Annotated in this window: 10 protein-coding genes and 2 pseudogenes; 4 read left to right on the top strand and 8 right to left on the bottom strand. The window is 67.4% G+C overall.

The genetic code is table 11. The features are described 5' to 3' along the window. Both A5706_RS28115 and A5706_RS28110 read right to left on the bottom strand, forming a co-directional pair. Positions 1–424: pseudogene (locus tag A5706_RS28115) on the bottom strand (DUF732 domain-containing protein); the annotation flags it as partial. Positions 425–544: 120 nt separating this feature from the next. After that, positions 545–1,944, bottom strand: a pseudogene (locus tag A5706_RS28110) (DUF4185 domain-containing protein). A gap of 421 nt (positions 1,945–2,365) precedes the next feature. On the opposite strand from A5706_RS28110, the gene A5706_RS28105 reads away from it, so the two are divergent. The 4 genes from A5706_RS28105 (at position 2,366) to A5706_RS28090 (ending at position 7,135) form a co-directional block, all read left to right on the top strand. After that, entirely contained in the window at positions 2,366–3,682 is a 1,317-nt protein-coding gene (locus A5706_RS28105) for an MFS transporter (protein WP_156767387.1), read from the top strand. 224 nt (positions 3,683–3,906) lie between these two features. After that, a complete protein-coding gene (locus A5706_RS28100; RefSeq protein ID WP_068138587.1) occupies positions 3,907–5,133 on the top strand; it encodes an acetyl-CoA acetyltransferase in 1,227 nt (408 codons plus the stop codon). A 2-nt stretch (positions 5,134–5,135) separates the two neighbouring features. After that, positions 5,136–6,650 carry a carotenoid oxygenase family protein gene (locus tag A5706_RS28095; RefSeq protein ID WP_068138583.1) on the top strand — a complete coding sequence of 505 codons (1,515 nt, stop codon included), beginning with the start codon at positions 5,136–5,138 and terminating at the stop codon, positions 6,648–6,650. A 2-nt stretch (positions 6,651–6,652) separates the two neighbouring features. Then, on the top strand, positions 6,653–7,135 hold the full coding sequence (locus A5706_RS28090; RefSeq protein ID WP_068138581.1) for a VOC family protein: 483 nt from the start codon (positions 6,653–6,655) through the stop codon (positions 7,133–7,135). Positions 7,136–7,138: 3 nt separating this feature from the next. Here A5706_RS28090 and A5706_RS28085 read toward each other — a convergent pair whose 3' ends face one another. The 6 genes from A5706_RS28085 to A5706_RS28060 all read right to left on the bottom strand — a co-directional run bounded on the left by A5706_RS28085 (position 7,139) and on the right by A5706_RS28060 (position 13,146). Further along, a complete protein-coding gene (locus A5706_RS28085; RefSeq protein WP_068138577.1) occupies positions 7,139–7,564 on the bottom strand; it encodes a hypothetical protein in 426 nt (141 codons plus the stop codon). 49 nt (positions 7,565–7,613) lie between these two features. Continuing rightward, positions 7,614–8,387, bottom strand: a complete 774-nt coding sequence (locus tag A5706_RS28080; RefSeq protein ID WP_068138603.1) for a VOC family protein — start codon at positions 8,385–8,387, stop codon at positions 7,614–7,616. 85 nt (positions 8,388–8,472) lie between these two features. Next, the gene (locus A5706_RS28075) at positions 8,473–8,946 is read right to left on the bottom strand and encodes an SRPBCC family protein (protein ID WP_068107974.1); all 474 of its coding nucleotides are present in this window, start codon (positions 8,944–8,946) and stop codon (positions 8,473–8,475) included. A 5-nt stretch (positions 8,947–8,951) separates the two neighbouring features. After that, positions 8,952–9,137 (bottom strand): antitoxin, encoded by a 186-nt coding sequence (locus A5706_RS28070; RefSeq protein WP_068138600.1) that lies wholly within the window; start codon positions 9,135–9,137, stop codon positions 8,952–8,954. 35 nt (positions 9,138–9,172) lie between these two features. Continuing rightward, a complete protein-coding gene (locus A5706_RS28065; protein ID WP_068138575.1) occupies positions 9,173–11,560 on the bottom strand; it encodes an HAD-IC family P-type ATPase in 2,388 nt (795 codons plus the stop codon). Then, entirely contained in the window at positions 11,557–13,146 is a 1,590-nt protein-coding gene (locus A5706_RS28060) for a serine hydrolase (RefSeq protein WP_068138570.1), read from the bottom strand. The genes A5706_RS28065 and A5706_RS28060 overlap by 4 nt, the downstream gene beginning before the upstream one ends. Between the last annotated feature and the right edge of the window lie 216 nt (positions 13,147–13,362).

Genomic DNA, 13,362 nt, shown 5'->3' with positions numbered 1-13,362 from the left:
GCGCAGGAGCAGCCGGCGTCCGGGACTTCTTCTTCGCGACACGCGGGCTGCCAGACCCGGGTGAACAATCGCTCGAGGGCGGGGCGGCCGACGGCGCCGGGTCCGATTTGTGCGCCGCGAACATGACCGCCACCGCGGCGGCGGCGACGCCAAGCAGAGACAGCGGCAACGCCGCGGTGAGGGGAACCAAGCGGCGACGGCGACGCTTGCGCCCGCGAGGCGCGTTGCGCGGCGATGAGCTGTCTGCCGGGACCGGAACCTCGTCAACCGTCTCGGGTTCGACGACCTCGACGGGGTGGCCCAGGCGCTCGTCGAGCAGGGCGTCGATGTCTCGGATCGACGGCCGGCCACCCTGCCCACGCATCGATTGGCGCCCATGAGCGATGCGCCGCAGCTCTTGGTCGATCGCCTCCCGATCGCGCATGTCAACCAGTCTGAGCGTGCGACGACGTTGCGGCAAGCCCCGGCGACCGCTGACAACGCATGTGCGCTTGATCATGGTGGCGACCCGCTACGCCCGGCTACGCCGCGCTTGCGATCGCCACTATGGCAGAACGGTGTGCATCAGCATCACGTCGTATGCCGACCACAGCGACAGGTTGAAGTAGAGATCCCGCCCCGACGACCACGGATGGATCATCGGCGCGTAGATGCCGCCCGGCATCTGGAACGACGACACTAGCGGTTGCTCCCCGCTCCACGGTCCGGTCGGCGTCGGCGCGGTCCGCGCCACGACGTCGTTGCTGCCGCCGTTGGTGTAGAGCACCAGGTACTGCTTGAGGTAGCTGTTGTACTGCGCCGACATCTCCCCGACCGGCCCGGGCCACAGCGGCGTCGCCGCCCCGGGATTGGCGGCGACCCAATGTCCGCCGTTGTCACCGTTCCAGTACTGGTACTTGCTCAAGTCGGGCAGATAATTCGGGGGAACCCGCGACAAAAACGCCGCGCCGCCGCGCCCCGACGGGGTGCCGAACTGGTAGATGTAACCGTCGTTCCCCTTCATGAACGCGCCCATCTGGAAATTCTCATTCCCCGGCGTGAACGGAACGCCGGGGATGGCGTCCGGCGATGCGGTGCGAATGCTGCTGGGGAAGATCCCCCAGTTCTGGCCGTTGTCAACGGATCTCGCGATGGCGGAGTAGTTCGTCTGCCATTCCCCGTCCCGGCCCCATTGCCGGATGGACATGTAGCTCATGTACTGGGTTCGCCCCAGGGACATGGCGGTGGTCGGGATGATGCCCGTCTCGTGCGGCGCCTTGTGGATGGTGTTGACAACCTGCTTGGACAGGTTGGACGCCCACACCGGTGAGCCGGAATACCTATCGTTGGGCACCCCGTCGGCGATGTGGATTCCGTGCGACAGATCGCGGTCCGAACTGCGGAACAAGGTGTTGTATCGCCATTGCTGACCGCGGACCTTGCAATAGCCGAACGTGTCACCGAAGGCCATGAGCACCTGGCGGTTGACGGGGTCGCCGTTGTCCCAGATGATCCCGAGGTCGGTCCCCGAGATGCTGAATCGCTCGAGGGTCTTGTTCGGGCCGTTTGGTCCGGTCACCCAGTCGACCAGCGACGTCGGTGCCCCCGCGATATTGGCCGGGGGCGGTGGCGCCGGCTGCGCCGCCGGCTGTGGGGCCGGCTGCGGCTGGACCGGGGCCGCGTTCGGCACTTGTGGGAAGCCCGGCGTCCAACCGCCGACCGGACGTCGGCCCACTCACGCGAACGACCAGGCGCCGCTGCCCAAGCTGGGTCCGCTGATCTCCTCGTTGCTCAAGCCGGGAACGACGGGCGGCCAGCGCTACTCCGCGCCGATCCAGCCCCAGGCCGGCGTCGTTCCGCCGCCGGGGGGTCGGCGTTCGCTTCGGGCGCGCTGCAGGGAGTGGCGTTCGCCGTCGGCACGGGGCCGACCACGACGAAGAAACCGAGGGCGGTCGCCGACGCCATCGATAACGACACGATCCGGGGAATCGCCGTCAATGTCACACCTTTCCCGGGAGCGGGCCGTCGCAATTGACGTCCGCAGCTGGCTCATGTGACGATAGTGATTAACGGGGCTAATGTGACCAGCGATCAGCGGATAGGTATGCATCCGTGACCGTGTCGCAACTCATCGGTTTCGCCGGCGCAGCGTTTTCTGCCGAACAGACGCAGAATCGCACTGTACGAGCCTCGTGCGTGCGATTCTGCGTCTGCTCGCCGTACGGGATCCGTAACCAAAGCGCGGTACGCTCCCTTCCGCCAGCACACGCGGTCGGCGCCCTCGCGGGCGGTCCACCTAGGAGGACATCCGGTGAGTGTCCCTAATCAGTTGCAGCAGGACCCATTCCAGAGCCGGACCTTTCTTCGCCGCGTGGTCGCCGCGTCGATGGCCGGCACCGTCGTCGAATGGTACGAATTCTTCCTCTACGGGACAGCGGCCACGCTGGTGTTCAGCAAGGTGTTCTTTCCGCGCGGCGGCAACGAGCTCGACGCGATCCTCGCCTCCTTTGTGACCTACGCCGTCGGCTTCGCCGCCCGCCCGCTCGGCGGCCTCGTCTTCGGCCAACTGGGCGATCGGTACGGCCGCAAGAAGCTGCTGCAGTTCAGCCTGCTGATGGTCGGCGCCGTGACCGTGCTGATGGGCTGCCTGCCGACCTTCGCCCAGGTCGGTTACTGGGCGCCCACCCTGTTGGTGGTGCTGCGCTTCCTCCAGGGCTTCGCCGTCGGCGGCGAATGGGGCGGCGCCGTCCTGCTCGTCGCCGAGCACAGCCCGAAGGAAAGCCGCGGCTTCTGGGCGAGCTGGCCCCAGGCGGCCGTGCCCGGCGGCAACATGCTGGCCACCATCGTGCTGCTTTGTCTCACCTGGACGCTGTCCGACGCGGCGTTTTTGAGCTGGGGCTGGCGCGTCGCGTTCTGGTTGTCCGCGGTCGTCGTGCTGATCGGCTACTACATCCGCACGAAGGTGACCGACGCGCCCATCTTCCTCGAGGCGCAACGGGAGGTCGACCGCACCAAGGCCAGACAGTTGGGCGCTATCGAGGTCTTAAGGCGCTACCCGCGCGGCGTTTTCACCGCCATGGGCCTGCGCTTCGGTGAGAACACCATGTATTACCTCGTCGTCACCTTCACCATCACCTACCTCAAAGTCCACGTGCATACCAACACGAAGGCGATCCTGTCGTGGTTGCTGATCGCGCACGCCGTGCACTTCGTGGTCATCCCGCTGGCCGGAAGCCTCAGCGACCGATTCGGCAGGCGCCCAATCTATTTCGTGGGCGCGGTCTGCGCGTGCACCTGGGGGTTCTTCGCCTTCCCGATGATGGACACCCGCCGCAACGCGATCATCCTGGCGGCCGTCATCATCGGCCTGGTGTTCCACGGCGTCATGTACGCCGTCCAGCCGGCGGCCATGGCGGAGATGTTCCCGACCCGGATGCGCTACTCCGGGGTGTCGCTCGGCTACCAGGTCACCTCGATCGTCGCCGGTTCGCTGGCACCGATCATCGCCGTTCGCCTGCTGGAGACCTACAACTCCTCGGTGCCGATTTCTTGGTACCTGGCGGCTACCGCGGCCGTGAGCGCCGTGTCCGCGCTGGCCGCCCGCGAGACCAAGGGCATCGACCTGGCGACCCTCGACCGCGCCGACGCCCAAGCCCTCCAGCAGCGGCCGACCGAGCCCGCGCGAGACGCCGCAGCGCCCTGAACAGCGCAAAGCCAAATTTCCCCAGTTCAGCGCGGGTTCTGGCGATCGGCTGTCAGGTTGAGCCAAATTGTTTGTCGATCACGCTGGGCGGCAATGTTCCAAAAGAGGCGAGCGCGTCGGCCGGCCTTCGCGTTTGTCTAGGTCCCGTCGGTTCAGCCCGAGAGCCGACGGGGCCGTCCCTTTTTGGCCACTCGGCCGAACCGTCCAGGAGTAGCGTGCGGCATATGGACGGCTCGACGGGCGTGTGGATACTGGGCGGCTACCAAAGCGATTTCGCTCGCAACCTCACCAGGGAGGGCCGCGACTTCGCCTCGTTGACCGCCGAAATCGTCGACGGAACGCTCACCGCGGCGAAAGTCGACGCCGCCGATATCGACGTCGTGCACGTCGGCAATGCGTTCGGCGAGATGTTCGCCGGCCAAGGTCACCTCGGGGCGATGCCGGCCACGGTGTGCGACGAACTCTGGGACACCCCGGCCTCGCGGCACGAGGCCGCGTGCGCGTCGGGCAGCGTCGCGGCGTTGTCGGCGATGGCAGATCTGCGGGCGGGCGCCTACGACACCGCGCTGGTGGTGGGCATCGAGCTGGAGAAGACGGTGCCGGGTGACACCGCCGCCCAGCATCTCGGCGCCGCCGCATGGACCGGACACGAGGGCGCCGGCGCTCGCTACCTGTGGCCGTCGATGTTCGCCGAGATCGCCGACGAGTACGACCGGCGCTACGGCCTGGACGACACGCACCTGCGGGCGATCGCGCAGCTGAACTTCACCAACGCGCGGCGCAACCCCAACGCCCAAACGCGCGGCTGGACGGTGCCCGACCCGATCACCGACGACGACGCGACCAACCCGATCACCGAGGGCCGGTTGCGCCGGTTCGACTGCAGCCAGATGACCGACGGCGGCGCGGGAGTGGTCTTGGTCAACGACGCATACCTGCGCGACCACCCGAACGCACGCGCGATCGGCCGCATCGATGGGTGGGGACACCGCACCGTCGGGCTGGGTCTGCGGCAAAAACTCGACCGCGCCGCCGACGATCCTTATGTGGTGCCCCATGTGCGGGCGGCGGTCCTCGACGCCCTGCGCCGGGCCCGCGTGACGCTCGACGACCTCGACGGGTTCGAGGTGCACGACTGCTTCACACCCAGCGAGTATCTCGCCATCGACCACATCGGGCTCACCGGCCCGGGCGAATCCTGGAAGGCCATCGAAAACGGCGAGATCGAGATCGGCGGCCGGCTGCCCATCAACCCCAGCGGCGGACTGATCGGCGGCGGCCACCCCGTCGGCGCGTCCGGTGTTCGGATGCTGCTCGACGCGGCCAGACAGGTCAGCGGCGCGGCCGGCGACTATCAGGTCGAGGGCGCGAAGACCTTCGGCACCCTGAACTTCGGCGGCAGCACCGCCACCACCGTCAGCTTCGTAGTGACCACAACCAGGGGTTCGTGACCATGGATGTTGAGATCGTCGGCAAGTACCTGTCCACCCTGCCCGAAGACGACGACCATCCTTACCGGACCGGCCCCTGGCGGCCGCAGACGACGGAGTGGGACGCCGACGACCTGACCGCCGTGGAGGGGGAAATCCCCCGCGACCTGGACGGCATCTACCTGCGCAACACCGAGAATCCGCTGCACCCGGCGCTGAAGACCTACCACCCGTTCGACGGCGACGGCATGCTGCACGTGGTCGGCTTCCGGGACGGAAAAGCCTTTTACCGCAACCGTTTTATCCAGACGGACGGTTTCCTGGCAGAGAACGAGGCCGGCGAGCCGCTGTGGCCGGGTTTGGCCGAGGCCGTGCAACTGACCAAGCGGGAGGACGGCTGGGGCGCTCGCACCCGGATGAAGGACGCATCGAGCACCGACGTGATCGTGCACCGGGGAATCGCGCTGACCAGCTTTTATCAGTGCGGCGACCTGTACCGGGTCGATCCGTACTCGGCCAACACGATCGGCAAGGAGACCTGGAACGGGCGCTTCCCCACTGACTGGGGCGTGTCGGCGCATCCCAAGGTCGACAGCAAAACCGGCGAGCTGCTGTTCTTCAACTACAGCAAGCAGGAGCCGTACATGCGTTACGGCGTGGTCGACCAGAGCGACGAACTGGTCCACTACGTCGACATCCCGCTGCCGGGACCGCGGCTCCCGCACGACATGGCCTTCACCGAAAACTACGTGATACTCAACGATTTCCCGTTGTTCTGGGATCCGCGTCTGCTCGAGCACGACGTGCACCTGCCGCGCTTCTACCCCGACATCCCGTCGCGCTTCGCCGTGCTCCCCCGCCGGGGCTCGACGGGCGACATCCGATGGTTCGAGGCGGACCCGACCTTCGTGCTGCACTTCGTCAACGCCTACGAGGACGGCGACGAGATCGTACTCGACGGCTTCTTCGAGGGCGATCCCCAACCGCTCGATACCGGCGGAACCAAGTGGGAGAAGCTCTTTCGGTTCCTGGCTCTGGATCGGCTGCAGGCCCGGCTGCACCGGTGGCGCTTCAACCTGGCCACCGGCGCGGTGATCGAAGAGCAGCTGTCGGAATCGATCACCGAATTCGGGACGATCAACCCCGACTACGCCACGAGCGCCTACCGGTACACCTACGCCGCCACCGGCAAACCGGGCTGGTTCCTGTTCGACGGCCTGGTCAAACACGACGTGCTCACCGGGAACCAGGAGGGCATCTCCTTCGGCGACGGCGTCTACGGAAGCGAGACCGCGATGGCGCCGCGGGTGGGCGGGAGCGGTGAGGACGACGGCTACCTGGTCACGCTGACCACCGACATGAATGCCGACGCCTCGTACTGCCTGGTCTTCGACGCCGCGTGCATCGGTGACGGCCCGGTGTGCAAACTCCAACTCCCGGAACGCATTTCCAGCGGCACGCATTCGACATGGGCGCCCGGCGATCAGCTGCGCCGCTGGCATACCGCGGACTCGGCGGCCAGCGCGGTGGGGCTGTGACGATGTCCCACGGATCCCGCCGCCGGCACACGCACTGGCCCCCGCAGTTGGCGCCGCTCGGCGGCCTCCGCTTCGCCCGGCGCTCGTCGAACTTCGAAGAGACCGTGCGGTTTTACCGTGAGCTGGTGGGGCTGCCGCTCTACGAGACGTTCGAGGCCAGTTACGGCAGCAACGGCGCCATCTTCGGCCTGCCCAGCTGGAACCTGACGCTGGAGATCGTCGAGGCGGCCGAGCCCGTCGCCGTCGACCCCCACGAGCAGCTGTGCCTGTACTTTCCCGACCGACAGGCGCAGCAGGCCGCGATCGCGCGGCTGCAGGCGGCGGGCCTGGCGCCCGTGCAGCAGCACCCGTATTGGGAGGCGACGGGCGCGGTCACCTACCGCGACCCGGACGGGCGCGAAGTCGTGTTCGCGCCGTTCGTGTTCGGCGTCAACGAGCCCGAGGAGAGCGCCGGCTCGGGCAAGCACCAGTTCCCGTCGGGCTGAACGTCACCGGCTCGAAGCCAGCGCCGTGATCACCGCCATGAGCGAGCAGGCCACCGCGAAGGCCGCGGCGACGGCGCCGACGTAAAGACCGTATTCCGCTGATACCGGCGGGTTGACGTTGAGCTTGTAGTACCACACCGTCAGCCCGACGATCAGCAGCGAAATGACCAGCGCCGCAATCGAAGCGGCCTTCACCGACAGGCCGCGGCCCACCATCGCCCCCGCCACCAGCAGCGTCGAGGACAGCAACACGATGAGCTGTCCCGCGCCGAAGCCCCTCGGCAGTATCAAGTTGCCGTGCGTCCCGCCGATGGCGCTGGCCCAACCCCCACCGCCCGCCGCCGTCGTCAGCCACGGCATCCAGGCGCTGGCCGAGATGAGCAGGGCGAAAAGCGCGACCAGCCAACCGGGACGCAGGCGGCGAGTCACAAGGGGAAGATTAGCCGACCCGCCCCTGCGCCGGTGTGATTAACGCCCGCTAGCTCTGCAGCGACGACAGGTTGAAGACGACGCCGGTCGGGTCGGTCGCCGCGGCCAACCGCCCGTACGGGGTGTCCTCGGCGGCCCGCACCACGGCGCCCCCGTTATCGGCGATCACCTGCAGCGTCTTGTCGACATCCTCGGCGCCGAGGAAAACGCTCCAATTCGACGGAACGCCCTCGGGCAGGCAGCTGGTGCCGTCCATTACGCCGAGCAATTGCTGACCGTCGAATGACGCGGTGGCGTAGCGGAATTCGTCCGTGTCGGAAACCAGCTCGGTGCGCCAGCCGAACACCTCACGGTAGAAGTCGAGCGCAGCGCGGAAGTCGCGCGTGGTCAGCTGGTGCCACACCGGGGAGCCGGCCTCCCCGATCACCTCGAAGCCGCGGTGCTCGAGCGGTTGCCACAGCCCGAAGAACGCGCCCGACGGGTCGGTCGCCACCCCCATGTGGCCCTTGGCCGGCACCTCGTGGGGTCCCATGCACAGCGTGCCGCCCGCCGCGGTTATCGCGGACACGGTCGCGTTGATGTCGCCGGTGTGGAAGTAGGTGGCCCATTGGTCCGGCGACCCGAACTCGGGGCGGTTGGCCATCAGGCCGGCGACGGGGCGACCGTCCTTGGCCGCGTTGACGTATCCGCCGTACTCGGGTCCGGCGGACTCGAACGTCCACCCGAACACCGTGCCGTAGAAGTCTTTGGCGCGGTCCAGGTCCGACGTCGTCAGGTCGATCCAACAGGGAGCGCCCAGCGGCGCGCCGTCACGAATGGGCACGATGATCTCCTCCTGATGTGTCCTGGCCCCGTGATCGGGGTGCACACATATGGACTGTCACCGGTCCGGAAACTCATCGGGCCGCTCAGCGACGGACGCCGCCGTCACCGTTCGTGTGCGGGTCGGCGGCGGTGAACACCCTGACGAAGTTCCGCAGCGATTGGTTGATGTCGCTGCGAAGCGCGGCGGCCACGATCATGCCGATCGGCCCGAACAGCGCCGGACCGCCGAGGTGCACGTCGAAGCCGACGGTGGACCCCTCGTCCGCGGGCCGCACCTTGGCCATCAGCTTCACCTTGACGCCGCCGACGCCGTCGCCGTTCAGCGTCATGCCTTCCGGCGGCTTGTAGCGCACCACCGTCCACTTGATCCGGTTGTACATGCCCTTGACCTCGACGATCGACTCGACGACCGTCCCCTTTTCGATGTCGTCGGGCAACGTGCTGCGCCACACCCGGTGGATGGTCAGCCATTCCTTGTATCGGGACAGGTCGGAGGCGTGTTTCCAGGCCACCTCGGGCGGCAGTGGTACGTCGATCGATCCGGAGAGTTTCGCCATGCGCTCTAGTTCTGGTCGCCGGTGGCAGCGGAATCGGCGGCCTTCTTCGCCTCTTCCTGCACCTTGTGGATGGTGTCGGAGTACTTGCCCTGCGTCTTGTCGTCGACGAATTCGCCGGCCTTGTCGATCGCCATCTCGACCTTGTCGGCGTTCTGCGCCAACAGGTCCTTCGCCTTGTCCAGGAATCCCATCTTCACGCCCCTTCCCCGAGGATTCGCCCGGAATTTTACTTGGCGGCCGTCACCGGCTCCCGCCACAGCCGCGGCCGCACCCCCAACATCCGGGCCCGGATCCACCACGTCGCCTCGATCGCCGCGGCGCCCAGCACGCCGATGCCGACCGCGGTCGAGGTCACCACCGTGTTCGACGGGTCAAGCAGGAACTTCTCCTGCGCCAGCGGGAGGCTGAAGATCACCACGTACGCCACGCCGGAGAACGCGACCAGCGCCACCCGCCACCACTGGTAGGGCCGCGCCGCCACCGCGAGGACCCACAGCGCGGTCACCAGCAACGTGATCAGCGCGGCCGTCGACGCCTGCTCCTGCTGGCGGAACGTGGCATGACGCCCGTGGTAGGCCACCAGGTAGGAGGCGAATGTCGCCGCGCCGACGACGAGCCCGGAAGGCAGCGCCGACGACACCACCCGGCGCACGAACCCCGGGTACGCGCGTTCATTATTGGGTGCCAGCGACAGGATGAACGACGGGATCCCGATGGTGAACCACGCCGCGATGGTGACGTGGATCGGCTGAAACGGGTACAGCAACGGGTCGGCGTTGAGCGGCTTGGCGAGCAGGCATTCGATGCCCACGAACAGCGCCAGCAGCACCGAGTACACCGTCTTGGTCAAGAACAGGTTGGCGACCCGCTCGATGTTGCCGATCACCCGCCGGCCCTCGGCGACGACATACGGCAGCGTGGCAAACCTGTTGTCCAGCAACACGATCTGCGCGACCGCGCGCGACGCCTGGCTTCCGGCGCCCATCGCGACGCCGATGTCGGCGTCCTTGAGCGCCAGCACGTCGTTGACGCCGTCGCCGGTCATCGCCACGCTGTGGCCGTGCGATTGCAGCGCCCGCACGATGGCGCGCTTCTGGTCGGGCCGCACCCGTCCGAACGTGGTATAGCTGTCCAGCGCATCGGCCAATTGGGCCGGGTCCGTAGGTAGTTGACGCGCGTCCATCGTGTCGCCGCGCAGCCCGAGCTTGCCCGCGACGGCCCCGACCGACACCGCGTTGTCGCCCGAGATCACCTTGACCGAAACATCTTGGGCGGCAAAGTACTCCAGGGTGTCGCGGGCGTCGGGGCGCACCTTTTGTTCGAGCACCACCAGCGCGACCGGCGTGACCCGTCCCGGCGCGTCGGGGTGATCCACGGCCACCTCGGCTCGACCCAACAGCAGCACCCGCAGCCCTTGGGCCCCGATGCCCTCCGCCCGTTCGGCGGCCTCCGACGCCGGATCCAGCAGCACGTCGGGCGCGCCGATCACCCAGTCGCCGCGGTCGCCGAAGGACACCCCGCTCCACTTGGTGGCCGATTTGAAAGGCGCTGTCGCAGTGGGGATCCACCCCGGGGACCCGTCGTAGGTTTCGGCGATGGCCCGCATGCTTGCGTTGGGGCGCGGGTCGGCCGCGGCCAGCGCGGCCAGCGCGTCGGCGACCGGTTCGGACGGCGCGACCTGCACGACCTCGGAAACCCGCATGCCGCTTTCGGTCAGGGTGCCGGTCTTGTCGGCGCACACCACGTCGACGCGCGCCAGTCCCTCGATCGCGGGCAATTCCTGCACCAGGCATTGGCGTTGGCCGAGCCGAATGACCCCGACCGCGAACGCGACCGACGTCAGCAAGACCAGGCCTTCGGGCACCATTGGCACCAGCGCGCCCACCGTCCGCAGCACCGATTGCCGCCAGCCGGCGTGCGTGGTGAAGAACTGGGTGTAGATGGTCAGCAGGCCGGCCGGCACCAGCAAGTAGGTGACGAACTGCAGGATCCGGTTGATCCCGTTGCGCAGTTCGGATTTCACCAGGCTGAACTTGCTGGCCTCCTCGGCGAGCTTGGCGGCATATGCCTCCGGGCCGACCTTGGTGGCGCGGTAGGCGCCGATGCCGGTGACGACGAAGCTGCCGGACATCACCGCGTCCCCCGGGGCCTTGGTGATCGGGTCGGCCTCGCCGGTCAGCAGCGACTCATCGACCTCGAGGTTCTCCTCCTCCACGACCTCGCCGTCGACGACGACCTGGTCGCCGGGGCCGAGCTCGATGATGTCGTCGAGCACGACCTCGCCCGGCACCAGCGTGGTGGTCCCGGATTGCCTGCGCACCAACGGTTTCGCCTGCCCGACGATCGCGAGCTTGTCCAAAGTCTGCTTGGCCCGGATTTCCTGCACCATGCCGATGACGCTGTTGGCGATGATGAGGAGGCCGAACAGCCCGTTGATCACCGAACCCGTCGCCAGCACGATAACCAGCAGGACGCCGAGAATCGCATTGATGCGGGTGAAGACGTTCGCCCGGACGATGGCCGCGACGCTTCGAGTGGCGCGTTCGGGGACGGCGTTGCTCTTGCCCTCGGCTACCCGCCGGGCCACCTCGGCGTCGGTGAGGCCCGCGATCATCGGGTGAAGGTCCCCAACTTGTCGGAGTCGAAGTACTCCAGGTTCACGGTGGTTGCCGGCGAACCAGAAAATGTAGCTTTGGAAATCGTTCCAGGCGGGGCGTTTTCGTCCATCACGGGGAAGGTGAAGGTATCGCCGTCCCAGTGTGTCAACGTGAACGTTTGATTCTTCGGCCCCAGCGACAGCTGCAGCGCGCCATCGCGCTCGGTCACGACGGCCGGGCCCCAGCAGTCGCTGGCGTAGACGCCGGCGTAGTCGCGCAGCGGTCGCGCCGGGGCCGGGTTGGGCGGGGGCTGCTTTCCGACCAGCGATCCTTCCGGGTTGTTCATCCAGCCGATCACCTGCTTGTACACCTCGGCCCAGTTTTCCCGAACCTCGCCGTACTGAACCAGATCCATGAACTCGGCGGTCAGCGTCTCCGGCACCCCGATGGGCGCGGCGTTCGTCAGCGCGATGATCCCCAAATCCTCCGACGGCAGCGCCACGAAATTCGTCGCCGCCCCCAACGAGAACGCGCCGGAATGGCTGTACTCGGTCCGGCCCGACGAGGTGACCGACACGTTGAATCCGTAGCCGTAGAAGCCGGAGCGGGCCTTCGGCGTCGTCGCGGGAGAGGCGATCACCTGCGCGGTGGTGGCAGGCAGCAGGGCTTCCGGCGAGGCGATCCGCTGTCCCTGGTAGGTCCCGTTGCCCAGCAACATGATCAGCCAGTGCGCCATGTCGTTGACCGACGAGCTCACCCCGCCCGCGGGCGACTGCTGATCCGGATCGCGCTGGAAGCGCGGCTCCCACTTGTCGCCGACCTTGACGTGGTTGACGGCGTGGTCGGGCCTGGCGATGAAGTCGGCAAACCGCGAACTCGTCGCCGTCATCCCCAGCGGGCGGTACAGCACGTCGGCGGACAGGTCCTCCCACGGCTTGCCCGCCGCGGCCGCGACGGCCTCGGCGGCCGCGGTCACCCCGAAGTTGGTGTAGGCGTAGCTGTTCCGGAACGGCGCCAGCGGCAGGTACTTCAGGCGCTCGAGCACCTGCCGGCGGTCGTAGCCCAGGGCCTCCAGCTTGTCACCGGCGTGGTCGGGCAGTCCGGAATGGTGCGAGTACAGGTCGGCGATGGTCACGTGGCTGGTGACGTACGGGTCGCTCAGCGCGAACCACGGCAGCTTGGACACCGCGGGCATGTCCCAGGTGACGGCGTTGCCGGCGACCTGGTGCGCCACTACCGTCGCACCGACCGACTTGGATACCGACGCCAATTGGAAGACCGTGTCGGCGTCTACCTTGTTGTCCTGCGCATCGCCCTTGCTGGTATCCCTGACCCCAAAACCCTTGGCGTATATTGTCTTACCGCCATGAACGATGGCTACGGCCATCCCTGGGATGCCGGTGCCTTTCATCAGGTCGCCGACCAGGCCGTCGACCTTCGCCACGGCCTCGTCGATCCGACCGGCGGGGATCGTCAGGCCCGACACCTCGTTGGGCGGCGCGTCGGACACCGCGGGCGGCGGGCTGGACACCGGACGCGCAGGCCCACACCCCGTTAACGCGAGCAAAGCGAGCGACGCCGCGGTCGCCGCGCGTTTCGTCATGGCCGCACACTTTAGCCTGGCGACGATGGCCGCCGGAACGACATTCGATTTAACATTCCGGACCCGCCGCGGACACGACGCGGCGCAACATTTGTCTGCAAGACAGCGCACGAAAGGTCTTCGACACGGACGATTCGGACATCAACAATCCCTATTGGGACGCCGTCAGGGATTGCGTCGAGGCCGACAGCTTTCGGGGTAACCCCGTGGTCGGTG

The sequence above is a fragment of the Mycobacterium sp. E796 genome (assembly GCF_001672815.1).
Lineage (GTDB): Bacteria > Actinomycetota > Actinomycetes > Mycobacteriales > Mycobacteriaceae > Mycobacterium.
Note: the sequence above shows the minus strand (reverse complement) of the source record. Positions and strands in the feature narration are given on the sequence as shown.